We start from the raw sequence: 25,113 nt of genomic DNA, 5'->3' as shown, positions 1-25,113 counted from the left end.
CGCCCTTTCAGAACCCGTACGCAGGAGTCAGACATGTATCTCACCCAGGGATTGCACCGCGCCCTCCAGGCCGCGCCGAACAAGGTCGCCACGATCAACGGCGATCGCACCCGCACCTTCGCCGAGCAAGGGGACCGGGTGGCACGTCTGGCCGCCGGCCTCAAGGGGCTCGGTGTCACCGAAGGGGACGTCGTCGCGATCCTGTCGCTGAACAGCGACCGGTTCGTGGAGTACTACTCCGCCGTCCCGTGGGCGGACGCGGTCCTCAACCCGATCAACATCCGGTGGAGCCCGGAGGAGATTGTCTACGCCCTCAACGACTCCAGCACCTCGGTGCTGCTCGTCGATGACGCGTTCGCCCCCATGGCGTCGGTGATCAAGGCCAGGTGCGCATCGCTCGAGGCCCTGGTCCACTGCGGTGACGGACCCACGCCGGAGGGGATGGCGTCCTACGAGCAGCTGATCGCCGACAACGAGCCGATCGCCGACGTACGCCGTTCCGGCGACCAGCTCGCCGGGATCTTCTACACCGGCGGCACCACCGGGTTCCCCAAGGGCGTGATGCTCTCCCACCGCAACCTCCTCACCTCGGCGCTGGGAGCGGTCGCCAGCGGCTACCTGCTGGACCGGACGTCGACCTATCTGCATGCTGCCCCGATGTTCCACCTCGCCGACCTGGCCGGCAACCTGGGCGCCAGCATGCTCGGGTGCACCCACGTCACGATCCCGTTCTTCGAGCCGAAGAACGTCCTGGAGACCATCCAGAAGCACCGCGTCACCGACGTGCTGATGGTGCCGACGATGATCCAGATGACCGTCGACCACCCCGAGGCCAAGGACTACGACCTGTCCTCGCTGGGTCGCCTGATGTACGGCGGCTCGGTCATCTCCGAGGGCGTCCTGCGGCGTACGCAGGCGCTGCTGCCGCACCTGAAGCTGACCCAGGCCTACGGCATGACAGAGCTCGCTCCGGTGGCCACCCTGCTCGGCCCCGACGATCACGTCGACGGCCTGCTCACCTCGGCCGGACGCGCCGTGCCCCACACCGAGGTGCGCATCTGCGACCCGGACGGCAACCCGGTCCCGAACGGCACCGTCGGCGAGATCTGCGTCTTCGGGGCCAACGTGATGCTCGGCTACCTGAACAAGCCGAAGGAGACCGCGGCGGTCCTGCGTGACGGCTGGATGCACACCGGCGACGGCGGCTACATCGATGACAACGGCTACGTCTTCGTGGTCGACCGGCTCAAGGACATGATCGTCACCGGGGGAGAGAACGTCTACTCCGCCGAGGTGGAGACCGCGCTCTCGAAGTTCCCCGGCGTGCTGATGTCGGCCGTCATCGGAGTGCCCAGCGAGCAGTGGGGCGAGACCGTCCACGCGTACGTCGTGAGGGCTCCTGATGCCGACTTCACCGCGGAGGACCTGCAGCAGCACTGCAAGCAGCTCATCGCCAACTACAAGGTGCCGCGGAGCATCGAGTTCCTCGAGGAGCTGCCCGTCAACGGGGCCGGGAAGATCCTCAAGCGGGACCTGCGCAAGACCCACGCGGCTGGTGCTTGATGAGCCTGCTGAGCGTACGTCCGGCCGACGGCTCCGCGATCGCCGAGTTTCCCGTGATGGCGGAGGACGAGGTCCGCGAGATCGTCGCCGGCGCGCGGTCGGCTGCTGCGTGGTGGCGCGCGCAGGGGTTCAAGGGGCGGGCGGCTCATCTGGCCCGATGGCGCACCTGGATGTGGCGCCACGTCGAGGAGATCGCCGAGCTGATCCACCTCGAGAACGGCAAGCCGGTCGACGACGCCGTGCTCGAGGTCGTGCTCGCGGTCGAGCACGTCCTCTGGGCGGAGAAGAACGCCGGAAAGGTGCTCGCGTCCCAACGCGTCAACCCTGGTCCCCTGTTCGCCAACTACACCGCCCGCGTCGACTACGACCCTCTCGGAGTGGTCGGCGTCATCGGGCCCTGGAACTATCCGCTCTACGCGCCCAACAGCGCCGTCGCGTTCGCGCTCGCAGCCGGCAACACTGTCGTGATCAAGCCGAGCGAGCTCACCCCTGCGGTCAGCCGCTGGTACGTCGAGGCGTTCACCGCCGCCAACCCGCAGGCGCCGGCCGGCGTGCTCTCCGTGGTGACCGGTTTCGGCGAGACCGGTGCCGCGCTGTGCAGCGCCGGTGTCGACAAGATCGCCTTCACCGGGTCGAGCCGCACGGGCCGCCAGGTCATGGCACAGTGCGCGCAGACCCTCACTCCGGTCGTGCTCGAGTGCGGCGGCAAGGACCCGGTCGTGGTGGCCGCCGATGCCGACGTCGCCGCGGCCGCCCGCGCCGTCGCGTGGGGCGCCTTCACCAACTCGGGACAGACCTGTGTCGGTGTCGAACGCGTGTACGTCGTCGACGAGGTCGCCGATGAGTTCTGCACTCGGCTGCTCGCCGAGCTCGACGGCGTGCGTCCCGGCTCGGGCGAGGGCGCCGCCTACGGTCCGATGACGATGCCGGCACAGGTCGATATCGTCCGCCGTCATGTCGAGGACGCCGTGGCGCGAGGCGCCACCTTCCTCATGGGCGGTCCTGAGTCGGTCGGCGAGCGATTCATCTCGCCGATCGTCATCACCGACCTCGATGAGGACGCGATCGCGGTGCGGGAGGAGACGTTCGGGCCCACCGTCACGGTCAAACGCGTCGTCGACGTCGGCGAGGCGATCCGACTCGCCAACGACCACGACTACGCGTTGAGCGCGGCGGTGTTCTCGCGCAGCCGCGGCGACGAGATCGCGAGGCGGCTCCGTGCCGGTCAGGTCACCATCAACTCGGTGATCGCCTTCGCAGGGATGGGCGCGGTCCCGATGGGCGGTGTCGGCGACAGCGGGTTCGGCCGGGTCCACGGCGCCGACGGACTGCGTGAGTTCGCGCGGCCACGTTCGGTCGTGCGCCAGCGGTTCGCCCTGCCTGGCTTGGAGCTCATCTCACTGCGCCGGGCCGGACACGTACTGCCACTGATGAAGAAGATGCTGGGCGTCCGTCACGGACGCTGAGACGTTCGGGTGCCCATCAGCACCATCGGAACGATGTGCGTCCGAGCGAAGGCGCGTAGCTGCTGGGGTGTGGTCAGGTCGATCAACGCCTGTGGCGTCAGCAGGTAGGAGTGCACGACCCGCACCAAGAGCTCGGCACTCGGCTCCATCCCCTCAGCACTGTCCAGGAGGCCGTCGTCGACGGCCTCCTGGAAGAACCGCATGGTGGCCAACGTGGCCCCCGTGACCAGCAGCGTCCCCTCGGTGGTCAGCTGGGTCAGCACGGTCTCGGGCTCGGTCTTGAGCATCCGCGCCAGCAGCGAGTGGCCCCGGATCTGCTCCATCATCGAGGTGAAGCCCAGCTCCACGCGCTCATCGATCGTGCGGCCTGATCGAGCCTCGTTCGCGACGAGCTCGAAGAGCGCGGTCGCCTCTCGGGTGACCACCGCGTGGATCACGGCATCCTTGCCTCCCACACGGCGATAGACCGTCACCCGATCGATGCCGGCCGCCCGGGCGATGTCGCCGATCGTCGTGCGCTTGATGCCGTGCTCGACGAAGAGCTCCAGCCCCGCATCCAGGATCCGCTCGATCTCAGGGGCCCGGGGCGAGGGTCCGGCGGACTCGGTCAGCGCACTCGCTGCTCGGCTCAGCATGTCCTTCATGGGGCCAGCCTACGCAACCGAACATTGCAACAAACAGTGTTGCATTGTTACAGTGGCCGTCATCACAAGCCAAGGAGGATCGATGACGGATCTACACACCGACTCAGCGGCGTACCAGGACGAGGCTTTGGCGATCCATGCCCGTGACGTCCACTTCGACTGGACCGACGTGCCGACCGAGTACATCCCCGGGCACCCGTACGCCACGCACTTCTGGAATGTCATGCACCTGGTGCTCCCCGAGGGGGAGCGTGCGATGGCCGACGTGCTGGGTCGGGCACTGCCTGAGATCACAGACCCGCGGCTGCAGGAGGAACTGGTCGGATTCATCGGCCAGGAGGAGACGCACGCCAGCTCGCACGAGTCCTTCCGCGTCCATCTGGAGCGGAACGGCTTCGACATCCCGAAGATCATGCGGATGATGGAGTTCCTGATGGACCAGGTCTTCGGCGACCACGGCCTCACCGGCCGCGCCGGTGACGCTTGGTTCAAGGAGCGGCTCGGCATCTACGCCGCCGCCGAGCACTTCACCGCCACGGTGGGGGAGTGGCTGCTGGACAACAAGACCTTCGACGAAATCGGGGTCGACCCGACGATGCTGGACCTGCTCCGCTGGCACGGTGCCGAGGAGATGGAGCACCGCAACGTCGCCTACGACGTCTTCCAGCACATCGACGGCAGCTACGCACGCCGGGTCCGAACCGCGGTTCTGGCCGCCTTCGGGCTGCTCGTGCTGTGGCTCTACATCTCGAGCTGGATGTACGCCAACGATCCGACGAACTCCCGGCGCCGGATGCCCTGGCCGCTGGCCTTCTTCCTGGGCGTCCGCCGTGGCCTCATGCCCGGTGTGCGGTTTCTCTTCCGGGAGATTCCGCAGTATCTGCGGCCCGGGTTCCACCCATCGCAGATGGGCCCGATCGACAAGGCCGTGCGCTACCTGGCGCAGTCTCCGGCCGCGAACGGACACTGATGACCACCATCACGGCTCACGAACCTTCGCGCGGACTCCGCGCGCTGGCGCGCGGCGCGCGGGCGTACTCGACCGTCTTCGCAGCCGGTCCCGCCGCGCCCTACCTGTCCCGCGCCAACCCGGTCCGCCGGGTCGGCTACGACCTCGACCTCGTCGTCGACGGGCGAACCGAGGAGGCCGACGACGTGGTCAGCCTCGCCCTGCGCCATCCCGACGGTGACGCGCTGCCGCGCTGGCGGCCGGGCGCGCACCTGGACGTGTTCCTGCCCTCAGGCGCGCAGCGGCAGTACTCCCTGTGCGGCGACCCCACGGATCGCAGCCGCTACCGCATCGCGGTCCGCCGGATCTCCGACGGTGGCGGCGGCTCCGTGGAGATACACGACCGGGTGCGGGTCGGTGACCGGATCACGGTGAGAGGTCCGCGCAACGCGTTCCCCTTCGTCGACGTCGAGGACTACCTCTTCGTCGCCGGCGGCATCGGCATCACCCCGATCCTGCCGATGGTGCGGGAGGCCTCGCGTCGAGGTGCCCGCTGGCGGCTGGTCTATCTCGGCCGCTCGCTCGCGACGATGCCGTTCCTCGACGAGCTGCGGGACGTGCCCGGCGGCCGGCTGGAGGTGCGTCCCGACACCGACTTCGGCATACCCGATGCGGCCGAGCTGCTTGCGCTCGCCGAACCCGGCGCGGCGATCTACCTGTGCGGCCCGACGCCGTTGATCGACGCCGCCCGCGCGCTCCAGCCGTTGCTGAGCACCACCAGCTCGCTCCACTCCGAGCGGTTCTCGGCGCCGCCTGTCGTGGGCGGCCGCCCCTTCTCCGTACGCCTCGCCCGGACCGGCGTGACCGTGCCTGTCGATGCCGACGAGTCCGCGCTCGCAGCGATCCGCCGGGCGGTCCCGGGAGTGCGCTACTCGTGCCAGCAGGGCTTCTGCGGCAGCTGCAAGCACCGGGTCCTCGAGGGCACCGTCGAGCACCGCGACACCAAGCTGCGGCCCGCAGAGCGCGAGACCGAGATGCTCATCTGCGTCTCTCGCGCCGAGGGTGACGCGCTCACCATCGACCTGTGACCCGGAGGACTGTCATGACCCAGCATCTACGCGTTGCCGTGATCGGAGCCGGCTTCGGCGGTCTCTGCACGGCGATCAGGCTCAAGCAGGAGGGGATCGACGACTTCGTCGTGCTCGAGAAAGCCGGAGAGGTCGGGGGCACCTGGCAGGTCAACACCTACCCAGGAGCCCAGTGCGACGTGCCGTCCCTGATCTACTCGTTCTCGTTCGCCCCCAACCCCGACTGGAGCCGGCTCTACCCGCTCCAGGAGGAGATCCAGGCCTACCTGCACCGGTGCGCGGTGGACTTCGGCGTCCTGCCACATATCCGGTTCGACACCGAGGTCACCGACGCGTCCTGGGACGATCTGGCCGGCCGGTGGGACATCTCGACGACCGAAGGCAACCTGACCGCGACGGTGCTCGTCGGCGCGGTCGGACCGTTCAGCGCACCCTCGGTGCCAGACCTGCCTGGCCTGGACACGTTCGCAGGAACCGTCTTCCATTCCCAGGGATGGGAGCACGACCACGACCTGACCGGCGAGCGTGTCGGAGTGATCGGGACCGGCGCCTCGGCGGTGCAGTTCATCCCCCGTATCCAGCCACAGGTCGACCACTTGACCGTCTTCCAGCGCACGCCCACCTGGATCCTGCCCCACCCGGACCGTCCGGTCGGCGATGGTGTCCGGGCGCTCTACAGTCGCTTTCCTCGTGCCCAGGCGGTCGCTCGGAAGACCTGGGAGCTCGCCTTCGAGGCGATGGTGCCGGGGTTCGTCCACGAGCCGTTGCTGCAGAAGCCGCTCGAGGCGCTCGGTCGTGGCCTGCTCCGCAGGCAGGTCGCCGACCCCGAGCTCCGCGCCCGACTCACCCCGTCCTACGCGGTCGGGTGCAAGCGGCCCACCTTCTCCAACGCGTACTACCCGGCTCTGACTGCCGACAACACCGACGTCGTCGTCGACGGCATCGTCGAGATCAACGAGCGCGGCATCATCACCGCCGACGGGCGCCAGCACGAGCTCGACACGATCATCCTCGGCACCGGATTCAAGATGGTCGACCACCCGGCCTTCGACCTGATGCACGGGCGCGACGGAGTACGTCTGGGCGATGTGTGGCGGGCCGGGGAGATGTCGGCCTACCTCGGCACCGCCGTGCACGGCTTCCCGAACCTGTTCCTGATCCTCGGCCCCAACTCCGGCGTCTACACCTCGGCGGTGATCACCATCGAGGCGCAGGTGCACTACATCCTGGAAGCGCTGCGCACGATCGACGAGCACGACCTGATCAGCCTGGAGCCCTCCGCGACGGCGCAGGAGCGGTTCGTCTCCTGGGTCGATCACGGGCTGCGCCGGTCCGTGTTCGTGGCAGGCGGCTGCCAGAGCTACTACCTCAGCCCCTCCGGCCGGAACTTCACCCACTACCCGGGCTTCTCGGCGAGCTTCCGGGCCCAGACTCGCAAGGTCGATCTCGCCGACTACGTCGTGCGGGCACGGCGAACCGAGCCGATAGGAGCCGACGCATGAAGCGCCCGGCGACCAGCAGGTTCGACGTACGCGACCGGGTCGCGCTGGTCACCGGCGCCGGGTCCGGCATCGGGCGTGCGCTCGCGCGCCTGCTGCACGAGCGGGGCGCCTCGGTAGCGCTGGTCGACGTGAACGCGACTGGCCTCGAGTCTGTCCGTGCCGCCGTCGGCCCCGAGCGCGTCAGCGTCCACGTCGCCGACGTCACGGACCGGGCGCTGATGGCCGAGGTCGTCGCGGAGGCGATCGATCATCACGGTCGCTTGGACCTCGTGGTCGCCAACGCAGGCGTCACTCCCGCCCCGGCGACCATCACCACGATGGACCTGGCCGACTACGACCGCGTCGTGGCGATCAACCAGACCGGCGTGCTCAACACCGTGCAACCCGCCCTCCCCGAGGTCATCGCCCGTCAGGGGCATGTCGTTGTGGTCGCCTCCTGTGCAGCATTCTCACCGGGCGTCGGCGGGGTCGCCTACATGTCGAGCAAGGCTGCGGCAGAGCAGATCGGGCGTGCGCTGAAGATCGAGCTGGCCCCGCACGGCGCGTCGGCCGGGGTGGCCTACTTCGGCTTCGTCGAGACCCCGTTGGCCACCGCGACCCTCGACGACGACCCGACCGGCCGCAAGCTCGACGAGCTGCTCGGATGGCCGCTCAACCACCGCATCTCCGCCGAGGCCGCGGCGACGTCGATCGCCGACGGCATCACGTCCCGGGCCGGCGCGACCTACGCACCCAGACGCTGGTTGCCCTACTCGATGCTGCGCGGGATGCTCAACCCCGGCATGGACCAGGTGCTCGTCCGAGACCGGCGCGTGCACCACCTGGTCCGCGAGCTCGAGACCCGTCGCCCCCGGGCGACCCGCTGAAACCCGACAACGTTCAGAGGTAGCACATGAAGATCAAGTACGTCTCGCCCCTCGATGCCGCGTTCATGATGGTCGAACGCGACGACATGCCCTGGCACATCGCCAACCTCATGCTGTTCGCGAAGCCGTCCGGCGCCGCCCCCGACTTCGTGCCCGCACTGCGCGAGCAGATGCGCGGTCAGAGCGTGGTCGCGCCGTACGACCAGGCGCCTGCCTTCCCCAGCGCCCGATGGTTTCCCCTTCAGCGCCGGGTCGAAGCGATCGACTTCGACCATCATGTCCGGTTGCACACTCTTCCCGACGGGGCCGACGATCAGGACCTGTTGGCACTCGTCTCCGAGATACACGGCGAGGGCCTCGATCCGAGGCATCCGTCCTGGGAGATGCACCTGATCGACGGGATCTCGGGCAGCCGGTTCGGCATCTTCATGAAGCTCCACCACTCGATCCTCGACGGTGTCACCGGGATGCGGCGGATGCTGCGCTGGCTCACGACCGACCCGACCGACCTCTCCCGCCCAGCGCTCTTCTCGGTCGGCCCGGACCCGCTGGCGCCGCCGCGCGAGGTGCTGACCGTGGGGGAGCGCGTCCGTCGCAGGTCCATCGCCGTGGCCGAGCTCTCCCGAAACGTATCGCAGCTGGTCCGCAAGGAGTTCGACGGTCAGCGGCTCGCGGCGCCGTACGGCGTGCCCAAGACGGTGTGGTCCGGTCCCGTTTCTCGGGGCCGCAGCATCTCCTACCGGTCCTTCGAGCTCAACGAGCTCAAGACAGTCGCGCGGGCGCATGGCGTCGGGGTCAGCGATCTGGTGCTCTACATGTGCGGCAGCGCCCTGCGCACCTACCTCCTCGCCCACGGAGACGTGCCTGCTCGATCGCTCACTGCAGGTGCCCCGTTCAACATCCGAGCCGAAGGTGATGAACGTCCGGGCTCCTCGTTCGCCTTCCTGACCGTCGACCTCGGTACCGACATCGCCGACGGCCGCGAACGGCTCGCCCGGGTCAAGGCATCGAACGACGCCAGCAAGGCCCAGGTGGCCACGCTCGGTCCCGAGGCCCTTGCGTTGCAGACCGTCGTCGCCAACGGCCCCATGATCGCCACGATGGCGATGGGGATGCGCGGCAAGACCCTGCCCGCTTTCGGCGTGGTCGTCTCCAACGTGCCGGGGCCGCCCCAACCGCTCTACCTCAACGGTGCTCGGCTGGACGCGATGATCCCGATCTCGATCCCGATGCACAACAGCCCCTTCAACATGACCTGCATCGGCTACGACGGGAAGATGACGTTCGGCGTCGCAGCGGCCAGCGAACAGATCATCGACGTGGACTTGATCACCGACGGCCTCGCATCGGCCCTCAACGAGCTCCGGGGTGCTGAGTCGAGCGTGACACGAGGAGCGGATGGATCGGCGAAGCCATGAATGAGCCGGGTGTCGAGCTGAGCATCGACGGCGCTGTGGCGACCGTGCTGCTGGATCGTCCTGACGTACGCAACGCGCAGCATCCGGCGATGTGGGCGGCGATCGCGGGGTTCCTCGAGTCGCTTCCGGACGAGGTCCGGGTCGTGGTGGTGCGTGGGGCCGGTGGCACCTTCTCGGCGGGGCTGGATCTGTCGCTGGTCGACCCGGGGCAGACCGAGGTGGAGGGCAGCCTGGTCGCGACGCTGGCGCGCAGCGACCAGGAGGTCGTCGACCTGATCGGGGAGTACCAGCGGCCGTTCGTGGCGTTGGCCGACCCGCGGTTCATCTCGATCGCGGTCGTCGACGGGTACGCGATCGGGGCGGGCTTCCAGATGGCGCTGGCGTGCGACCTGCGGATCATGGCCGAGGACGCCTGGGTCTGCATGAAGGAGCCGGCGCTGGGGCTGGTTCCCGATCTGGCCGGGACCAAGCCGTTGGTCGAGGCGGTGGGCTACTCGCGGGCCCTGGAGATCTGTGCGACCGCGCGCAAGGTGGGCGCGCACGAGGCCGAGCGGATCGGGCTGGCGCAGAGCGTGGTGCCGGCGGTCGAGCTGGACGCCACCCTCACCGAGCTGGTGGCAGCCCTCCTCGCCCATGACGCGACGGCGGTGCGGCGTACGCACGAGCTGCTGGCGGCCGCGCCCGGCCGGAGCCTCGACGAGCAGCGCCTCGCCGAGCGCACCGCACAGGTGGGCCGGCTCCGCGCGATATTGCGGCGCTGAGTTCCCACGGCCATGATCGTAAGGATGTGAGGACCGAGCACCGAGCGGCGGGACGGACATCGAGGTCCGACCCGCCGCTGTGGACTGGGTCAGAACTGCTGTGCGTCGTAGTTGATCGTTGGCTTGAGGCGCCCGAGTACGTACCCGGCCACGAGACACGCGGGCACGAGCAGGAGGAGCCAGCGACCCGTCGTGCTCGGTCCGCTCAATAGTGAGTAGTTGTCCCACGTCAGGTAGCCGACGTATCCGAAGACGACGATCGAGGCGACCGGAGCGGCGATCGTGACCAACCGGCTGTGCTCGTGCTTGTTCCGCGTGAAGAAGACCACGATGGAGACCGAGGTCACGAACAGGATCGCCATGAACGCCGCCGTGCCGAGGGCGCTGAACGGTGCGAACAGATTCAGGATGGGGTCGGCGCCCATGAAGAGAGCCGCGGCGAGGGAGGCGCCCACGATCAGGCAGTTGATCACCGCTGCGGTCGCAGGGGTGCCGAATCGGGAGACCTGCGCGAGCTTCTTCGGCATGGCTCCGGCTCGTCCGAGCGCGAAGAGGTAGCGGGCGAACATGTTCGCCAAGCCGAGGAGCATGGCGATGAAACTCGTGACAACCAGGATCTGCATGGCGACGCTCAGCCAGTGTCCGGTGCTGGTCTCGGCAAGACCGAAGATGACGCCGGCGGGGTCGGCGGCCGCAGCCGCTTGGATCTTGTCAGGCCCTATCGCGCCGCCGATCACCCAGGTCGAGAGTCCGTAGAACGTGCCGACGAACAAGAGGACCACGTAGAGGGCTCGTGGAATCGTGCGACGCGGGTCACGCGCTTCTTCGGAGAAGACCACGGTCGCTTCGAACGAGGTGAAGCACAGCAGGCCAAAGAGCAATGCGACGCCCAGCCCGGGGCTGAAGAGGTTGTCGGCCGTGAAGCCCTGCACAGAGAACACGCCGAAGCCTCTTTGTGCCACCAGCGAGACGAGGAGAAAGGCAACCACGAGTGTCTCCCCGGCGATCAGGACACCCAGCACCACCAGGCTCGCGTCGATCCCGCGCGTCACCAGGGCGGTGACCACCGCGAGCGTGATGAGGATCCAGAGCACAGGCGGCAGGTCGATATTTGCGATGTCCTTGAGCAACGACTGCGCGAAGACACCGTACTGGGACCACAGCCCGATCTGGAGCGTCACATAGCACAGAATCGCCAGGCCGGCTCCGGCGCTCGCCCAGTTGGTGCCGAGCCCCTTGGAGATATAGGCGACGAATCCACCGGCGTTGGTGATGTGCCGGCTCATGCGCAGGTATCCCACTGCGAACAATGCGATCATGCCGGCGGCAAGGGCATAGACGATCGGTGCGGCGGGGCCGACGGATGCGAAGATGACCGGCGATGCGCCAACCACGGCAGCCATGGGGGCAGCAGCGGCGATCACAAAGAACGCGATCGCCAAGACGCCGAGCTTGTCGCGTGCCAGTCTCGGTTCGACTGCCTTGTCGTCGATGAGTGGTCGATGGTGGTGCTCCGCCGCCATCGCGTTGTTGTTCGGGATGTCACTGCCCATGGTCGGGTCCTTCCTCTTGGCCTGTTGATCGCGGTTTGCCGGTCTTCGTGTAATCCGGCTCACGGTGAGTGAGAGGGACTCTCGTCTCACGGCACCCGAGAGGCATGTGGCAGACGGGCACACTGCTTGGTGGTTCGTATACAGCCGGTGACCGCAGGGCTGTCGGCTACATCGGTCGTTCAGCGGACGGTGTTTCCAGGGGACCTCGCCGACGACGCGGCCCCTCGTGCGCGAAGCCCCAGATTTCCTCGCCGATGGCAATCGAGGCGTTCTTCACGGGTTGCTCCTGATGTCTTCTGGCGCGAGTCTTCAGCCGTTGATGACCTGCGGGACCGAGACGGATTTGAGGCCTTCCGACCCGAACTCGAGGCCGTAGCCGGAGCCTTTGATCCCGCCGAACGGGATCATCGGATGGACGCCGCCGTGCGAGTTGATCCAGACGGTGCCGGCCTCCAGCCGCGCGGCAACGGAGCGCGCGGCAGCGGGGTCCGCGCTCCACACGGAGGCACCGAGACCGACGTCGAGGCCGTTCGCCATGGCCACGGCTTCGTCGAGGTCGCTGTACCGGACGATCGGGAGAGCCGGCCCGAACTGCTCTTGGGCCACCAGCGGGTTGTCGTTGTCGATGTCGGCTACGAGCGTGGTCGGGTAGAAGAGTCCGCCGCCGTCGTTCGCGGGATCGCCGCCGAGCAGAACCTTGGCCCCGGAGGCGATGGCAGCATCCACGAGACCGGCCACGATGTCGTACTGCGCCTTGTTCTGGAGCGGCCCGAGTACGTTCTGCTCGTCCAGGCCGGGCCCCATCGGCATCTGTCGGGCAAACTCGACGAGGGCGGCGCACACCTGGTCGTAAACGTCGGTGTGGACGTAGAGCCGTTTGAGTGCGGCGCAGGTCTGGCCGGTGTTGATGAAGGCGCCCCAGAACAGGCCTTCGGCGATCTTCGAGGGGTCGACGTCAGGCAGCACGATACCGGCGTCGTTGCCGCCGAGTTCGAGGGTCAGGCGCTTGAGAGTGCTCGCCGAGTCACGGGCGATGGCCTTTCCCGTGCCCGTCGAGCCGGTGAACATCAGCTTGTCGACGTCGGGGTGGGTGGTGAGGTGTGCGCCGAGATCGCCTTCGCCCGGGACGACGGTGAGAACGTCGTCCGGGAGGGCGCTGTTGAGCACCTCGCCGAGGGCCAGCACGCTCAGCGGCGTGTATTCGGAAGGCTTGACCACGACGGTGTTGCCCATCCTCAGGGACGGGGCGACCTGCCAGGTCGTGATCATCATCGGCCAGTTCCATGGGCCGATTGCCCCGACCACGCCCACGGGGCGGTAGTGCAACTCGGCGTGGATCTCGTCGTCCTCGAACACGGTTCCGCCGGGCAGGGGTGTCCCGGCGGTTGCTCGGAGCCAGGCGGCGCACGCACCGACCTCGAATCGGGCGTTGGGCCCGTTGAGCGGCTTGCCCTGCTCGCGGCACAGCAGCTCGGCGAGTGCCTCCGTAGAGGCCTCGACCGCGTCGGCGGCGTGGAGCAGGGTCTGGACCCGTTCGTCGTCCGACCGGGCAGCCCAACCAGGTTGAGCAGCTCGCGCCCGCCGTACAGCGTTGTCGACGTCCGAGATCGAGCGGACCGGAGCATGGCCGATGAGGTCGCCGGTCGCAGGGTCGTGCATCGGTCGACCGGTGGTCTCGGTCACCTTGCTCAGGAGCGTCTTGTAGGTCAGGGGGGTCAGCGCGTCCATCGTCTCGCCTTCGCTGTTCGTGATCGGAGTCACATCGGGTCGTAGTCTCACCCTCTGGCAGCGGAGGCTGTCGTGCATTGGACGGCCGTGGACAGCGATGGTCGAAACGCTCACTCCCCACGCCGCATGGGTGTTGCCTCAGGGACGCGGGGTGACGCGGCACTCGCCGGGCGTCATGCCGAACGTTCTCCGGAACAGACGGGAGAAGTGGGATGGGTCCTGAAATCCCCATCGCGCAGCGATCGACGCGGCTGATCGGAGAGCGTTCGCGGGGTTCGCCAGGTCGCGACGGCATTGCTCGAGACGGCGTTCGCGGATGAACGCAGCGACGCTGATCGACCGGCCCGCGAAGAGCTTTTGCAGGTAGCTCGTCGAGATGTGGTGGGCGGCGGCTATCGACGCAACGTCGAGTGTCGGGTCGGGAAGGTTCGCCTCGATGTGAGCGATGATCGCGGTCATCAGCTGGTCGCGGCGAGCACCGGGCGGTCCGACAAGGTCGTCGCCTGCGAAGCAGGCGGCGACGAGGTCGATGACGGCGTCGCTGAGATGGGCGGCCACGGTCGCTCCGGTGTCGACGTCCGTCTCGAGGCCGGCGAGCACTGGGGAGAGCAGCGCGCCGAGCCCGGTCCGGCCCGACACGGCACGGGCTGTCATCTCCTCGACACGGCAGCGCGGGATCCGCAGGAGCGACTGCGGGAACATCACCACCATGATCCTGTAGTCGCTCAGGAACTCGAGACGGTAGGGCCGGGTGGTGTCGTAGATCGCCAGGTCGCCGGGCCCGAGATCGGCCTGCCGCCCATCTTGGTCGAGTCGCGCATGGCCGGCCATCTGGAGGCCCAGCTTGAAGTATGCCTCGTCGCCGCGGCGTGCCGCAGCGGGCGTTCTCACCACAGCATGAGGGGTAGCGCGAATGGTGCTGATCTGGACGCTTCCGACCTCGTGGCTGTCCAGGCGACAGGCGAAACCGTCGGTGGGGATGCGTGTCTGCGGCGTAAGCGGGACGAACGTCTTCGACACCGTCTCTCGGTAGGCCTCGAACCGGTCGGTCTGATCGAGCCGTTCGGTGTCGAGCATCGTCGTCATGGTCGAGCCTCCTCTGATCGGCGTCGCGCCGTCGCTCTCAAGCGTCCATTCGGACGGAGAACTTGTCAAGTGGATAGCCAGGAGGATGTGCGATCTCGCGCCGGGTTGCTTTCGTCAGCTACGGCTTCGGGGATCAGTCTGGAGGCTGACGCACCCGCCTACGAAGGACGCAGGCGCGGGGTCCGACCGACGGACATGACCGCCCATCGGTCAGCCCTGCCAGCGCGTTCCTGTGTTGTCAGGACGGTGCCCGGACGTTGGCTGCCCTGACGCGGTTCCAGTGGGAGTTCGGAGCATGCGCGACTGACGCTGGACGTGTCGGCGGTGATCGTCGGGGCGGCCGACCGACTCGAGGTCCATCGCGCCGCGTGCTCAGAGGCTGCTGGGGCCTGGGAGGGCGCGCTCCACGCCTGGGGTATGACCCAGAGGCATCGCGTAGGCTCCCATGGTGATGTCGACCAGGTCGCCCGTTTGCTGGTCGAGACCGAACTGAATGCCGACCGTGCGGAGTGCGGCGAGATCAACGAGGACCATGCCCTCCACGCCGATGTTCTTCTCCAGCCACGAGAACAGGTAGGTCTGCTCGCGCAGCTTCCAATGGAAGCAGCGGTCGGTGTCCCCGAGACCTTCCTCCGCGCCGCTGACGCACAACCAGGTGAACAGTTGTCCGTTCAGGTAGATGTGGTCGTACACGTCGTCGCTGCTGTAGGCATAGCGCACGCGGCGGCCGATGAGGTCGTCGGTGCGGGCGTGGGCTCCAGCGGCCGTTGCACCGGAGTCGACGACCTGGCCCTGGAACCAGGTTTGCTGTGCGAGATGCGGTTCGGGGCCCAGCCCGAGCTCGCCGATGGCACCGGTGACCTGCCCGGCGGTCAGATCGAGAGCCAGGGTTACCGCCACCGGGTGGTCAGCCTCGATGCGACGGTAGTGGAGGAAGAAGAGACCCGGCTGCATCTCGAACAGCTCATACGGGGCGCGGCCGCTCTCGATGCCGTCGTCCGTGGTGACGGACCACGACAGATCGTCGGGACCGAACTCGTGGGTCAAGGTGTACGAAGGCTGCTCGAGATCGACGAAGACGCAGTCGAGCTCGATCCGCCGGCCGGTGAGTGCCTCGCTCAGTGGGGGACGGTACTCGTCGAACCCGTCAGCCATCTCGGTCAGCGGTGTCCAGTCGTCCTTGTTCCAGCTGAACGAGGGAGAGGTCTGCATGGTCATGATTGAACATCTTTCTGGTGTGGGACGGGTGGAGGTTCCTCGAGGTCCCGGCTTGGGCTACGGGATTCAGGGCGGACTGGTGCTGGCCCCAGAGGCGAATGGCCACCGCGACGGACGCCGGGCGTGGGTGGCTGGGCAGTTGTTCCCACGCGGTGGTTGCCAGTCTTCGCCGGGTGGGTGTCAGGACACATGGTGCGGACCGGCACTGTCCTTGACCGTTCGCACACAGCGGTGGAGGTCCGCTCTGCGGCGCCGACCGCCAACCTCAGGACCGTTCACTTGCCAGATGGATAGCGGGCGTGACTAATGTTGTCAGCATGAGCGCCGACATCGCCGCTGGTCAACGAGGTAGCCGCCCCCCATACGGCTCGGGACGTGAGGCGCTGCTCGAGGCAGCGATCACGGTGGTCGCACGCCGGGGACTGCGGTACCTGACCTACCGCGCCGTCGCCGCGGAGGCCGGGGTGACGCATGGTCTGGTGGCACACCACTTCGGGTCGCGTGACGCGCTGCTGCTCGCCGCACTCCGTCACAGCGTGGAACGCTCCATCGACATCACCGAGTTGCGGACCCCGAGCAGTGACCCCGAAGACTTCGTGCAGGGCCTCGCCGACATGGTCGAACGCGCCCCCGACCTCCATGCGTTTCAGTACGAGGTGTTGCTGGAGGCGCGCCGGAGCCCGGAGGTGCGCGAGCATGCTGCGGAGTTGTACGCGTCGTACCGTTCCGCGGCTCGTGAGGGGCTGGCACAACTCGGTATCGCAGACGGGCCCTTGGCCGACTTGGTCTTCGCCGCTCTCGACGGCCTTGTCTTCCAGCAGATCACCGTGGGACCTGTTGCGGTCACGGAGGCCGCCGTCGACGCCCTGCGGCGGTTGCTCGCTGCGGTCAGGGACGACTCGCCAGTCCCGGCCTCGTCCAGGGCACGCTGAATGGGGCGGCCTCTTTCCGATCTCAGGGCGCCGAACTGCGTCGATACCGGTTCTGGCAGAAGGTGACGAACGCCTGCGCTCGCTGGTTGAGGCGCGTTGCCTTTGACCAGGCGAGCAGTATCCGGAAGTCTCCGACGTCTTCGGAGATCTCCTTGATCGTCACCTTCTTGCCCTCATAGGTGCGGTTGTTCGCGGGGCGCTGGACCAAGAGGGCATAACCCATTGCCCGGCCCACCAGCGCTCGCGTCAGCTCGAAGGTCTTCGGCCGGTAGCGCACCTCTGGAGTGATCCCGAGTCGGTCGAAGATGGCCAGTGTGTTGTGTGAGCTCGGGGGAGCATCCAGGAGCACCATCGGCTCGGCGGCCAGATCGACGAGGGAGACTGTCGGCTCGTTCGCCAGGCGGTGGCCATCCGCTAGGAGCACGTAGGGGCGGGCGCGTGAAATCACGGTACGCGCCATCTCTGGCTGAACCTCCATGTCGTAGAGGACGGCAAGATCCAGCTCCCCCGCCAAAAGCCTGCGCTGCAGCACGTCCTGGGTGCCCTCCGCGAAGTCGATCCGGAGGCCTGGATGGAGGTCACCGAAGCTCTCGAGCAGCGGTGGCAGCGTCGTCGGGGCGAGGGTCACATAGCAGCCGAGGTGCAGCACGCCGCGGAGCGAGTCACCTCCTGCAGCGATGTTCGCCAGGTCCTCGCCATGTCGGAGGAGGTCCCGAGCATGTCGAAGCACCTGGGTGCCGGTTGGTGTCAACGCCACTCCATGAGCCTTGCGACGTACGGCGAGCTGGGCACCGAGCGCGCGTTCGAGGTCGGTGAGCGACTGAGAGAGACCAGACTGCGAGACACGCAGGTCCTCCGCCGCACCGCTCAGGGTCCCGGCCTCTGCGATGGCTACGAAGTACTCGAGCTGGCGCAGGGAGAAGCGCAACGAATTCATCAGTTCACCTTATGAAGTTCAACGTTTTCTTGTCCTTTTCCATCATAGGTGACCGATGTCATATTGATTGCCCTCGCCTCCCTTCCGAAAGGACAACCGCCATGGCTGCCAAGCCGTTCGCCTCCTCCGCCGACCTCGGGGAGAAGACAGAGACGCTCGAGGTCCTCGCCGACGGCGTCTACGCGCTGACCGCCGAGGGCGATCCCAACGTTGGTGCCATCGAGGGGGAGGACTTCGTCGTCGCCTTCGAGGCCCGCGCCACTCCGGTCGCGGCACGCGACTGGCTCGCCCAGCTGAGGGAGCACACCGACAAGCCGGTGAAGTACCTGGTCCTCTCGCACTACCACGCGGTCCGGGTGCTCGGTGCGTCCGCCTTCGACGCCGAGGTGATCGTCGCCCACGACAACACCCGACGGCTCATCGAGGAGCGCGGCAAGGAGGACTGGGACAGCGAGTTCGGCCGGATGCCCCGGCTCTTCCGCGACCCCGACTCGGTGCCCGGCTTGACGTGGCCGGACGTCACGTTCAGCGACTCCATGACCATCGATCTCGGTGGTGACCGGGGCGAGCTCGTGCTGCAGTACTGCGGTCGCGGCCACACCGCCGGAGACATCGTCGCGTGGCTGCCACGGCAGAAGGTGCTTTTCGCCGGCGACCTGGTCGAGGCGGAGGCGGCGCTCTACACCGGCGACGCGTTCCACACGGACTGGTCCACCGGCACCCTCGACCGGGTCAAGGCGTTCCAGGCCGAGGTCCTCGTCGGCGGGCGTGGCATGGTGCCGCGTGGTCGTGAGGCCGTCGACGCGGCCATCGAGCAGACCCGCGACTTCCTTCTCGTCATGCGCGAGAAGGTCGGCGAGGTGCATGCCCGTGGCGGGAGCCTCAAGGAGGCCTTCGAGGCCACCCACACGGCGCTGGCGCCGAAGTTCGGCGCCTGGCCGATCTTCGAGCACTGCCTGCCCTTCGACGTCTCCCGTCTGTGGGACGAGTTCAACGGCGTCGACTGGCCGCAGGTCTGGACCGCCGACCGCGACCGTGAGGTCTGGAACGAGCTGCAGGGATGAGTTCGATGAGCGTTCCCACCTACTCCGGGCCCCCGGTGGCGGTCATCGGCAACGGTCCGGTCGGGCAGACGACGGCGCTGCTGCTGGCTCGATGGGGCATTCCGGTCGTCCTGCTCGACGCCCGCGTCGAGCGTGATGCCATCGGCTCGAAGGCGATCTGCCAGCAGCGTGACGTCCTCGACATCTGGTCGGCCGTCGGTGCCGGGCGGATCGCCGAGGACGGCCTGACCTGGACCACTGCCCGTACGTTCTACCGGGACCAGGAGCTCTTCAGCTGGTCCTTCGTGGATCGTGGCCACTCGCCCCTGCCGGCGTTCGTCAATGTCTCCCAGGGCCACTCGGAGCAGGTCCTGGACGAGCAGATCGCGACTCGTCCGCAGATCGACGTGCGTTGGGCCCATGAGGTCGTGGCGATCGATCAGGACGCAGACGGTGTGACCATCACCTGCGCCACGGCCGGCGGGCAGACCCGAGTCCGGGCAGCGTACGCCGTCGCTGCGGCCGGAGCCCGGGGCGACGAGGTCCGGCGCATGCTCGGGGTCAGCTTTGAGGGCCAGACCTTCGACGACCGTTTCCTGATCTGCGACATCCGTGCGGATATGCCGGGCTGGGAGACCGAGCGCCGGTTCCACTTCGACCCGGAGTGGAACCCGAGGCGACAGGTGCTGATCCACCCGTGCCCCGACTCCACCTTCCGTATCGACTGGCAGGTGCCCGCCGAGTTCGACCTGGACGCCGAGGCGGCCGACGGACGTCTCGACGCCCGGATCCGGCAGATCATCGGGGAGCGGCCCTACGAGATCGTGTGGAAGTCGGTCTATCGATTCCACGCGCGCAGCGTCGACCACATGCGTGTCGGCCGGGTGCTGCTGGCCGGGGACTGCGCACATCTGGTCGCTCCGTTCGGAGCCCGCGGCCTCAACTCCGGCGTCGCCGACGCCGAGAACGCAGCCTGGAAGCTCGCCTTCGTGCTGCACGGCTGGGCACCTGACATTCTCCTCGACAGCTACGACGAGGAGCGCCTCTCGGCGGCCCACGAGAATCTCGAGGTCACCAGCGACACCATGCGCTTCCTCGTCCCGCAGGACGAGCTCGAGTGGGAGGCCCGCCGAAGCCTGCTGGAGGAGGCTGTCGCCAGTCCCGAGGCACGCTCGCGCGTCGACAGCGGTCGTTTCGCCGAGCCGTTCTGGTACGTCGACTCCCCGCTGACCACGAGCAACCCGAGTCGAGCATTCGCCGGTCGACCGCCTCGCGGCGAGATGCCGGCCGTCGTCCCCGGCGTGCTCGTGCCGGACGCTCCGGTGAGCGTGCACGACCGCCCCGACGTGGTCCGGCTGCGCCAGGTCGTACGCGACGGCCTGCTCGCGCTCATCACCGAAGGCATCGACGCCGCCGAGACCGCCATCGCGCTCAAGTCGGCCACCGACGCGCCGTCTCGCGTGCTTCGGCTGGCCGACATCGACCCGGAGGGCACCGTGGCCGACGCACTCGGCGCCCAGCCGGGCGAGACCTGGCTGATCCGGCCCGACGGGCACGTCGCCGCCGTGCTCGACTCCACCACCCAGGACGACCTGGACACCACCGTGCGCCGCGCTGTCGGTGCGGCGTCCTGACGGTCACGAGAGAGGAAACCGACATGCCCTACTACCGATCCTCAGGATCCGTCCCGCAGAAGCGCCACACCCAGCACCGCGCCGCCGACGGCTCGCTGTACTTCGAGGAGCTGATGGGGGAGGAAGGATTCTCCTCCGACTCCTCGCTGCTCTACCACCGCAACATTCCTTCCGCCATCAGCGAGTACCGATCCTGGGAGCTCCCTGACCTGTCCACCGTCGCCAACCACCCGCTGGTGCCGATCCACCTCTCCACGCACAAGCTCTTCGACGAGTGCGACACCGGCGTCGACGCGGTCACCGGTCGCCGCCTGCTTCTCGGCAACGCCGACGTACGCCTGTCGTACGTGGTGGCCGACTCCGCCTCGCCCTACTACCGCAACGCCATCGGCGACGAGTGCCTCTACGTCGAGGCCGGCGAGGCTGTCGTCGAGACTGTCTTCGGTGACCTCGCGGTCGGGGAGGGCGACTACGTCGTCGTCCCGCGGGCTACGACCCATCGGATCGTGCCGAAGGGCAGCGTGCGGATCTACGCGATCGAGGCCAACTCCCACATCACCCCGCCGAAGCGCTACCTCTCCCGCTTCGGCCAGCTGCTCGAGCACGCGCCCTACTGTGAACGCGACCTCCGGGGCCCGGAGGAACCACGGGTGGTCGATGAGGTGGATGTGGAGGTCTACATCAAGCACCGTGGCCCCGGCGCAGGCGGTATCGCCGGCACCATCCATGTGCTGCCCGACCATCCGTTCGACGTGGTCGGCTGGGACGGCTGCCTCTATCCCTACGTCTTCAACATCGCCGACTACATGCCGATCACCGGCAAGGTGCACCAGCCGCCGCCCGCGCACCAGGTCTTCGAGGGCAACAACTTCGTGATCTGCAACTTTGTGCCGCGCAAGGTGGACTACCACCCGCTGTCGATCCCGGTGCCGTACTACCACTCCAACGTCGACTCCGACGAGGTCATGTTCTACTGCGGTGGGGACTACGAGGCCCGCAAGGGGTCAGGCATCGGGCAGGGCTCCATCAGCCTCCACCCGGGAGGCCACCCGCACGGCCCGCAGCCCGGCGCCTACGAGCGCAGCATCGGAGCAGAGTTCTTCGACGAGCTCGCGGTCATGGTCGACACCTTCCGCCCGCTCGAGCTCGGTGAGGCCGCCCGGGCCACCGACGACGGCGTGTACGCCTACTCCTGGGCCCGCGGTGACGCGGGGACGGAGCCGACGGACGGATGAGCGCCGCCGTTCCCGCCCTCTTCGCCGGCCTGTTCGACGATGCCGCCGTCTTCCCGCCCGGCAACCTGCCGCTCGCGGAGGCAGTCCCCGCGCACGTCGCTCACGATGTGTCGGCCCACGCCCCGGTGGTCGGCGCGTTCGTGCTGGCGGCCAAGGATCTCGACCATCTGGCCCCACTGGTCGCCGACCTCGGCCTGAGCTCGTTCCGGCTGTCCCTGACGGCGTCGCTGACCGAGCTCGACACCGCCCTGGCTGCGGCCTACACGATCCCTGCCGTACGCGTCGACGCCGCCGAGGTCGCGCTCGCGGAAGACGTGGCCGCCTCGACGGTCGTCCCGGCCATCGAGCGCGCGCTCGCCGGCCGATCGCTGCCGATCTTCGTGGAGTTGCCCCGTGACGTACGCCGCCAGGAGGTCACGAGCGCCCTGGCGGACGCCGGCCACATGGCCAAGCTCCGCACCGGCGGCGTCCGCGCCGACCTCTACCCGGACGAGAAGGAGCTGGCCGCCTCCGTCGTCGCGTTGACCGCGGCCGGAGTGCCGTTCAAGGCCACCGCGGGGCTGCACCACGCCCTGCGCAACACCGATCCCGCCACCGGGTTCGAGCAGCACGGATTCCTCAACCTGATCGCAGCTACCGGAGCCGCTCTCGACGGCGCCGACGAGGCCGCCGTGGCCGCCTTGCTCGCCGACCGCGACGACAGCCGTGTCGTTGACCGCGTGCGTGTCCTGGGGCCCTCGGTCCGGGATGCCTTCCGGTCGTTCGGGACCTGCTCCCTCGCCGAGCCGATCGAGGACCTGGTCGGTCTCGGTCTGCTGGACGCCCACCTGATGAAGGATCTGTGATGACTCGACTGACTGTGCCCGACGACGACCTCTTCGGCCTGCACAACCTCCCCTACGGCGTCTACTCCGTGCCAGGGCAGGAACCGCGCGTCGCCGTACGCTACGGCGGCCACGTGGTCGACCTCGGCCTGCTCCTCGGCGACGAGGACACCTTCGGCCGGTCCACGATCAACACCTTCATGGCCCAAGGCCGGGAGCGCTGGATCGAGGTCCGGGCCGCCATCACCACGGCGCTGGGTGCCGATCTGCCGGAAGCCGCAGTGCATCGCGTGGAGGCGGTGACCCTGCACCTGCCCTTCGAGGTCGCCGACTACGTCGACTTCTACGCCTCCGAGCATCACGCATCGAACCTGGGGCGGTTGTTCCGGCCCGACAGCCCGGACCCACTGACCCCGAACTGGAAGCACCTGCCGATCGGCTACCACGGACGCTCAGCCTCGATCGTCGTGTCAGGCACCGACATCGTGCGACCGTCCGGGCAACGGAAAGGACCGTCGGACAAGGCGCCACTGTTCGGGCCGTCGATCCGGCTAGACATCGAGGCTGAGCTCGGTTTCGTGGTCGGCACCGGAAGTCCGATGGGCGAGCCCATCCCCGCCGATCAGGCCGAGGACCACCTCTTCGGAGTGGTGCTCTTCAACGACTGGTCGGCCCGCGACATCCAGGCCTGGGAGTACGTCCCGCTCGGCCCCAACCTCGGCAAGTCCTTCGCCTCGACCATCTCCGCGTGGGTGGTCCCGATGCTCGCGCTGGAAGCCGCCCGCGTCGACACCCCGACCCAGGAGCCCCAGGTGTTCCCTTATCTCGCGCTCGAGAGGCCATGGGGTCTCGACATCGACCTCGAGGTGGTGTGGAACGGCCACGTCGTGAGCTGTCCGCCGTACGCCGCGATGTACTGGTCGCCGGCCCAGATGCTCGCCCACCTGACGGTCAACGGCGCCCCGACGCGTACGGGCGACATCTTCGCCTCGGGGACCATCTCCGGGCCGGGGGAAGGCGAGCAGGGCGCGTTCATCGAGCTCACCTGGGGTGGGCAGCAGCCCGTCGAGGTCGGCGGTGTGGAACGTACGTTCCTCGAGGACGGCGACGAGATCACCCTCACGGCCACCGCTCCGGCTGCCGGAGGTCGCCGCCTCGCCTTCGGCGAGGCACGCGGACGTGTGGTCCCCGGTAAGCCTTAGCCGCGGAAGTGCAACGGAGGAGTATCGCCGAGGACCACGACGGTTCAGAAGGGCTGCAACTTCCCGGTCTGCACGATGATCGAGCGCAGGTCAGTGAACTCGTGCGCACCGACCAACCACTGGAACCGTCCCCAGGCTCGTCGTCCTGCCCCGTCAGGTATTGCTGGACGCCGGTTCGGTGCCTTCGACCGGGACGTCATTGGTATGGGGCTGGCCGGCGTCGAACGATGCCTGGATGGATGCGGTGTGAGGGCGCTGTCCAATCAGGCAAATCCTCAGACCCGGGGCGATTCACGTTGTTCTGCGTGTGCGGTCCCCGCTAGAAGTGCGGTGCGGCCATGAATGGGTCCGCCGAGCGTACGCAGCGGCATGCCGGTAGCCCTAGACCGCGTCGCCAGAATCTCCGCAGCGATGCTGAGGGCCGTCTCATGCGGTGTGTTGGCGCCGATGTCCAGGCCGATGGGGCTGTGGAGTTGGTCGAGGAGGTCGTTCGAAATGCCGACCTCGACCAGCCGTGACAGTCGGTCGGCATGGGTCGTACGCGATCCCATGGCACCGACATAGCCGACTGATGGCAGCCTCAGGGCCACCTCGAGAACGGGGACGTCGAACTTCGCGTCGTGCGTCAACACGCAGATGGCGGTGCGGGCGTCGACGCGATGTTCCTCTGCTTCACGGCGCAGGTAGCGATGGGGCCATTCGACGACGACCTCGTCAGCCTTCGGGAACCGGGCGTTCGTCGCAAAGATCGGTCGCGCGTCACAGACCGTCACCCGGTAGCCCAAGAACGATCCCACCTCGGCAAGGGCGGCGGCGAAGTCGATGGCCCCGAAGACGATGAGCCGTGGTGGAGGTGCGAACGACCACACGAAGACCCGGATGCCTTCGCCCTGCCTCCGGATGTCGGTTCCGTAGCTGAGCGTTCCGCTTCGGCCGGTCCGTAGAACACCACGCGCGTCGTCGAGGACGACTCGGTCCAGCCGCTCATCGCCGAGGTGACCGAGGGTCGCCGCATCGTCGCCGCCGAGCAGTACGGCCCGAGCCAGTGTGCCTGAGACGGGGTGTTCGATGACGGTCGCCACGGCCACCTCTCGTCCGTCCCGAACAGCTGCAGCGAGCTCGCCGACCCACGGGGCGGTGTCGCGGTCGATCCGCTGAACGAAGATGTCGACGATTCCGCCACAGGTCAGGCCGATCTCGAACGCATCAGCGTCGCTGAAGCCGTATCGCACCAGCTGCGGCGTCCCGTCGCTCAACACCTGTGTGGCGAGTTCATAGACCGCCCCCTCGACACAGCCTCCCGAGACCGATCCGGTGACCTCCCCGCCGGGGGTGACGAGCAGGGAGGCGCCCGGAACCCGCGGCGCCGACTTGAACGTCGACACCACGGTCGCGAGCGCGACGGGTGTGTTCGCCTCCCAGTGCTCGACCAGGGTCTCGAGGATGTCGTCCACTGCCGGTGCT

General features: G+C 67.9%; 21 protein-coding genes. 14 read left to right on the top strand and 7 right to left on the bottom strand.

What is annotated here, in order from left to right; all coding sequences use genetic code 11:
- The first annotated feature begins 33 nt into the window (after positions 1–33).
- Both HD557_RS14235 and HD557_RS14230 read left to right on the top strand, forming a co-directional pair.
- A complete protein-coding gene (locus tag HD557_RS14235; protein ID WP_196874340.1) occupies positions 34–1,563 on the top strand; it encodes a long-chain-fatty-acid--CoA ligase in 1,530 nt (509 codons plus the stop codon).
- Positions 1,563–3,029, top strand: a complete 1,467-nt coding sequence (locus HD557_RS14230) for an aldehyde dehydrogenase family protein (RefSeq protein ID WP_196874339.1) — start codon at positions 1,563–1,565, stop codon at positions 3,027–3,029. Before HD557_RS14235 ends, HD557_RS14230 begins: the two co-directional genes overlap by 1 nt.
- On the opposite strand, the gene HD557_RS14225 is transcribed toward HD557_RS14230, so the two are convergent.
- A complete protein-coding gene (locus tag HD557_RS14225) occupies positions 3,017–3,673 on the bottom strand; it encodes a TetR/AcrR family transcriptional regulator (RefSeq protein ID WP_196874338.1) in 657 nt (218 codons plus the stop codon). The two genes, HD557_RS14230 and HD557_RS14225, sit on opposite strands and share 13 nt — an antisense overlap.
- Before the next feature lie 82 nt (positions 3,674–3,755).
- Here HD557_RS14225 and HD557_RS14220 point away from each other — a divergent pair, with 82 nt between their 5' ends.
- The 6 genes from HD557_RS14220 to HD557_RS14195 are packed head-to-tail and all read left to right on the top strand — an operon-like array spanning position 3,756 to position 10,257.
- Positions 3,756–4,643, top strand: coding sequence for a metal-dependent hydrolase (locus HD557_RS14220; protein ID WP_196874337.1), 888 nt, complete (start codon positions 3,756–3,758; stop codon positions 4,641–4,643).
- Entirely contained in the window at positions 4,643–5,710 is a 1,068-nt protein-coding gene (locus HD557_RS14215) for a PDR/VanB family oxidoreductase (protein WP_196874336.1), read from the top strand. The genes HD557_RS14220 and HD557_RS14215 overlap by 1 nt, the downstream gene beginning before the upstream one ends.
- Before the next feature lie 14 nt (positions 5,711–5,724).
- Positions 5,725–7,212 carry a flavin-containing monooxygenase gene (locus HD557_RS14210; RefSeq protein ID WP_196874335.1) on the top strand — a complete coding sequence of 496 codons (1,488 nt, stop codon included), beginning with the start codon at positions 5,725–5,727 and terminating at the stop codon, positions 7,210–7,212.
- The gene (locus tag HD557_RS14205; RefSeq protein ID WP_196874334.1) at positions 7,209–8,078 is read left to right on the top strand and encodes a short-chain dehydrogenase/reductase; all 870 of its coding nucleotides are present in this window, start codon (positions 7,209–7,211) and stop codon (positions 8,076–8,078) included. Before HD557_RS14210 ends, HD557_RS14205 begins: the two co-directional genes overlap by 4 nt.
- A gap of 26 nt (positions 8,079–8,104) precedes the next feature.
- A complete protein-coding gene (locus HD557_RS14200; protein WP_196874333.1) occupies positions 8,105–9,496 on the top strand; it encodes a wax ester/triacylglycerol synthase family O-acyltransferase in 1,392 nt (463 codons plus the stop codon).
- Positions 9,493–10,257 (top strand): enoyl-CoA hydratase/isomerase family protein, encoded by a 765-nt coding sequence (locus tag HD557_RS14195; protein ID WP_196874332.1) that lies wholly within the window; start codon positions 9,493–9,495, stop codon positions 10,255–10,257. Before HD557_RS14200 ends, HD557_RS14195 begins: the two co-directional genes overlap by 4 nt.
- Positions 10,258–10,346: 89 nt before the next feature.
- Here HD557_RS14195 and HD557_RS14190 read toward each other — a convergent pair whose 3' ends face one another.
- The 4 genes from HD557_RS14190 to HD557_RS14175 all read right to left on the bottom strand — a co-directional run bounded on the left by HD557_RS14190 (position 10,347) and on the right by HD557_RS14175 (position 15,842).
- Complete coding sequence (locus HD557_RS14190) at positions 10,347–11,810, bottom strand: APC family permease (RefSeq protein ID WP_196874331.1); 1,464 nt, start codon at positions 11,808–11,810, stop codon at positions 10,347–10,349.
- 309 nt (positions 11,811–12,119) lie between these two features.
- On the bottom strand, positions 12,120–13,538 hold the full coding sequence (locus tag HD557_RS14185) for an aldehyde dehydrogenase family protein (protein WP_196874330.1): 1,419 nt from the start codon (positions 13,536–13,538) through the stop codon (positions 12,120–12,122).
- A gap of 138 nt (positions 13,539–13,676) precedes the next feature.
- The gene (locus tag HD557_RS14180) at positions 13,677–14,624 is read right to left on the bottom strand and encodes an AraC-like ligand-binding domain-containing protein (RefSeq protein WP_196874329.1); all 948 of its coding nucleotides are present in this window, start codon (positions 14,622–14,624) and stop codon (positions 13,677–13,679) included.
- A 372-nt stretch (positions 14,625–14,996) separates the two neighbouring features.
- On the bottom strand, positions 14,997–15,842 hold the full coding sequence (locus tag HD557_RS14175; protein ID WP_196874328.1) for a MoaF C-terminal domain-containing protein: 846 nt from the start codon (positions 15,840–15,842) through the stop codon (positions 14,997–14,999).
- 317 nt (positions 15,843–16,159) lie between these two features.
- Here HD557_RS14175 and HD557_RS14170 point away from each other — a divergent pair, with 317 nt between their 5' ends.
- Positions 16,160–16,774, top strand: coding sequence for a TetR/AcrR family transcriptional regulator (locus HD557_RS14170; RefSeq protein ID WP_196874327.1), 615 nt, complete (start codon positions 16,160–16,162; stop codon positions 16,772–16,774).
- 22 nt (positions 16,775–16,796) lie between these two features.
- Here HD557_RS14170 and HD557_RS14165 read toward each other — a convergent pair whose 3' ends face one another.
- Positions 16,797–17,711 (bottom strand): LysR substrate-binding domain-containing protein, encoded by a 915-nt coding sequence (locus tag HD557_RS14165; protein ID WP_196874326.1) that lies wholly within the window; start codon positions 17,709–17,711, stop codon positions 16,797–16,799.
- A gap of 101 nt (positions 17,712–17,812) precedes the next feature.
- On the opposite strand from HD557_RS14165, the gene HD557_RS14160 reads away from it, so the two are divergent.
- Genes HD557_RS14160 through fahA form a run of 5 tightly spaced genes read left to right on the top strand, consistent with a single transcriptional unit; the run spans position 17,813 to position 23,649 of the window.
- Entirely contained in the window at positions 17,813–18,775 is a 963-nt protein-coding gene (locus tag HD557_RS14160; RefSeq protein WP_196874325.1) for an MBL fold metallo-hydrolase, read from the top strand.
- Between the two features lie 5 nt (positions 18,776–18,780).
- The gene (locus HD557_RS14155) at positions 18,781–20,388 is read left to right on the top strand and encodes an FAD-dependent monooxygenase (protein ID WP_196874324.1); all 1,608 of its coding nucleotides are present in this window, start codon (positions 18,781–18,783) and stop codon (positions 20,386–20,388) included.
- 23 nt (positions 20,389–20,411) lie between these two features.
- The gene (locus HD557_RS14150; protein ID WP_196874323.1) at positions 20,412–21,623 is read left to right on the top strand and encodes a homogentisate 1,2-dioxygenase; all 1,212 of its coding nucleotides are present in this window, start codon (positions 20,412–20,414) and stop codon (positions 21,621–21,623) included.
- Positions 21,620–22,468 (top strand): hypothetical protein, encoded by an 849-nt coding sequence (locus tag HD557_RS14145; protein ID WP_196874322.1) that lies wholly within the window; start codon positions 21,620–21,622, stop codon positions 22,466–22,468. Before HD557_RS14150 ends, HD557_RS14145 begins: the two co-directional genes overlap by 4 nt.
- A complete protein-coding gene (fahA, locus tag HD557_RS14140; RefSeq protein WP_196874321.1) occupies positions 22,468–23,649 on the top strand; it encodes a fumarylacetoacetase in 1,182 nt (393 codons plus the stop codon). The genes HD557_RS14145 and fahA overlap by 1 nt, the downstream gene beginning before the upstream one ends.
- Positions 23,650–23,924: 275 nt before the next feature.
- Here fahA and HD557_RS14135 read toward each other — a convergent pair whose 3' ends face one another.
- Positions 23,925–25,103 carry an XdhC family protein gene (locus tag HD557_RS14135; protein WP_196874320.1) on the bottom strand — a complete coding sequence of 393 codons (1,179 nt, stop codon included), beginning with the start codon at positions 25,101–25,103 and terminating at the stop codon, positions 23,925–23,927.
- Between the last annotated feature and the right edge of the window lie 10 nt (positions 25,104–25,113).

The sequence above is a fragment of the Nocardioides luteus genome (assembly GCF_015752315.1).
Taxonomy (GTDB): domain Bacteria; phylum Actinomycetota; class Actinomycetes; order Propionibacteriales; family Nocardioidaceae; genus Nocardioides.
This window is presented reverse-complemented; position numbering and strand designations above follow the sequence as displayed.

What these genes read in the sequence shown, in the direction of transcription:
- HD557_RS14235 (WP_196874340.1), top strand. Translation starts at nt 34, where the DNA reads ATGTATCTCACCCAGGGATTGCACCGCGCCCTCCAGGCCGCGCCGAAC.
- HD557_RS14185 (WP_196874330.1), bottom strand. Translation starts at nt 13,538, where the DNA reads ATGGACGCGCTGACCCCCCTGACCTACAAGACGCTCCTGAGCAAGGTG.
- HD557_RS14145 (WP_196874322.1), top strand. Translation starts at nt 21,620, where the DNA reads ATGAGCGCCGCCGTTCCCGCCCTCTTCGCCGGCCTGTTCGACGATGCC.
- HD557_RS14225 (WP_196874338.1), bottom strand. Translation starts at nt 3,673, where the DNA reads ATGAAGGACATGCTGAGCCGAGCAGCGAGTGCGCTGACCGAGTCCGCC.
- fahA (WP_196874321.1), top strand. Translation starts at nt 22,468, where the DNA reads ATGACTCGACTGACTGTGCCCGACGACGACCTCTTCGGCCTGCACAAC.
- HD557_RS14170 (WP_196874327.1), top strand. Translation starts at nt 16,160, where the DNA reads ATGAGCGCCGACATCGCCGCTGGTCAACGAGGTAGCCGCCCCCCATAC.
- HD557_RS14150 (WP_196874323.1), top strand. Translation starts at nt 20,412, where the DNA reads ATGCCCTACTACCGATCCTCAGGATCCGTCCCGCAGAAGCGCCACACC.
- HD557_RS14190 (WP_196874331.1), bottom strand. Translation starts at nt 11,810, where the DNA reads ATGGGCAGTGACATCCCGAACAACAACGCGATGGCGGCGGAGCACCAC.
- HD557_RS14205 (WP_196874334.1), top strand. Translation starts at nt 7,209, where the DNA reads ATGAAGCGCCCGGCGACCAGCAGGTTCGACGTACGCGACCGGGTCGCG.
- HD557_RS14160 (WP_196874325.1), top strand. Translation starts at nt 17,813, where the DNA reads ATGGCTGCCAAGCCGTTCGCCTCCTCCGCCGACCTCGGGGAGAAGACA.
- HD557_RS14155 (WP_196874324.1), top strand. Translation starts at nt 18,781, where the DNA reads ATGAGCGTTCCCACCTACTCCGGGCCCCCGGTGGCGGTCATCGGCAAC.
- HD557_RS14215 (WP_196874336.1), top strand. Translation starts at nt 4,643, where the DNA reads ATGACCACCATCACGGCTCACGAACCTTCGCGCGGACTCCGCGCGCTG.
- HD557_RS14210 (WP_196874335.1), top strand. Translation starts at nt 5,725, where the DNA reads ATGACCCAGCATCTACGCGTTGCCGTGATCGGAGCCGGCTTCGGCGGT.
- HD557_RS14180 (WP_196874329.1), bottom strand. Translation starts at nt 14,624, where the DNA reads ATGACGACGATGCTCGACACCGAACGGCTCGATCAGACCGACCGGTTC.
- HD557_RS14165 (WP_196874326.1), bottom strand. Translation starts at nt 17,711, where the DNA reads ATGAATTCGTTGCGCTTCTCCCTGCGCCAGCTCGAGTACTTCGTAGCC.
- HD557_RS14195 (WP_196874332.1), top strand. Translation starts at nt 9,493, where the DNA reads ATGAATGAGCCGGGTGTCGAGCTGAGCATCGACGGCGCTGTGGCGACC.
- HD557_RS14175 (WP_196874328.1), bottom strand. Translation starts at nt 15,842, where the DNA reads ATGACCATGCAGACCTCTCCCTCGTTCAGCTGGAACAAGGACGACTGG.
- HD557_RS14230 (WP_196874339.1), top strand. Translation starts at nt 1,563, where the DNA reads ATGAGCCTGCTGAGCGTACGTCCGGCCGACGGCTCCGCGATCGCCGAG.
- HD557_RS14220 (WP_196874337.1), top strand. Translation starts at nt 3,756, where the DNA reads ATGACGGATCTACACACCGACTCAGCGGCGTACCAGGACGAGGCTTTG.
- HD557_RS14200 (WP_196874333.1), top strand. Translation starts at nt 8,105, where the DNA reads ATGAAGATCAAGTACGTCTCGCCCCTCGATGCCGCGTTCATGATGGTC.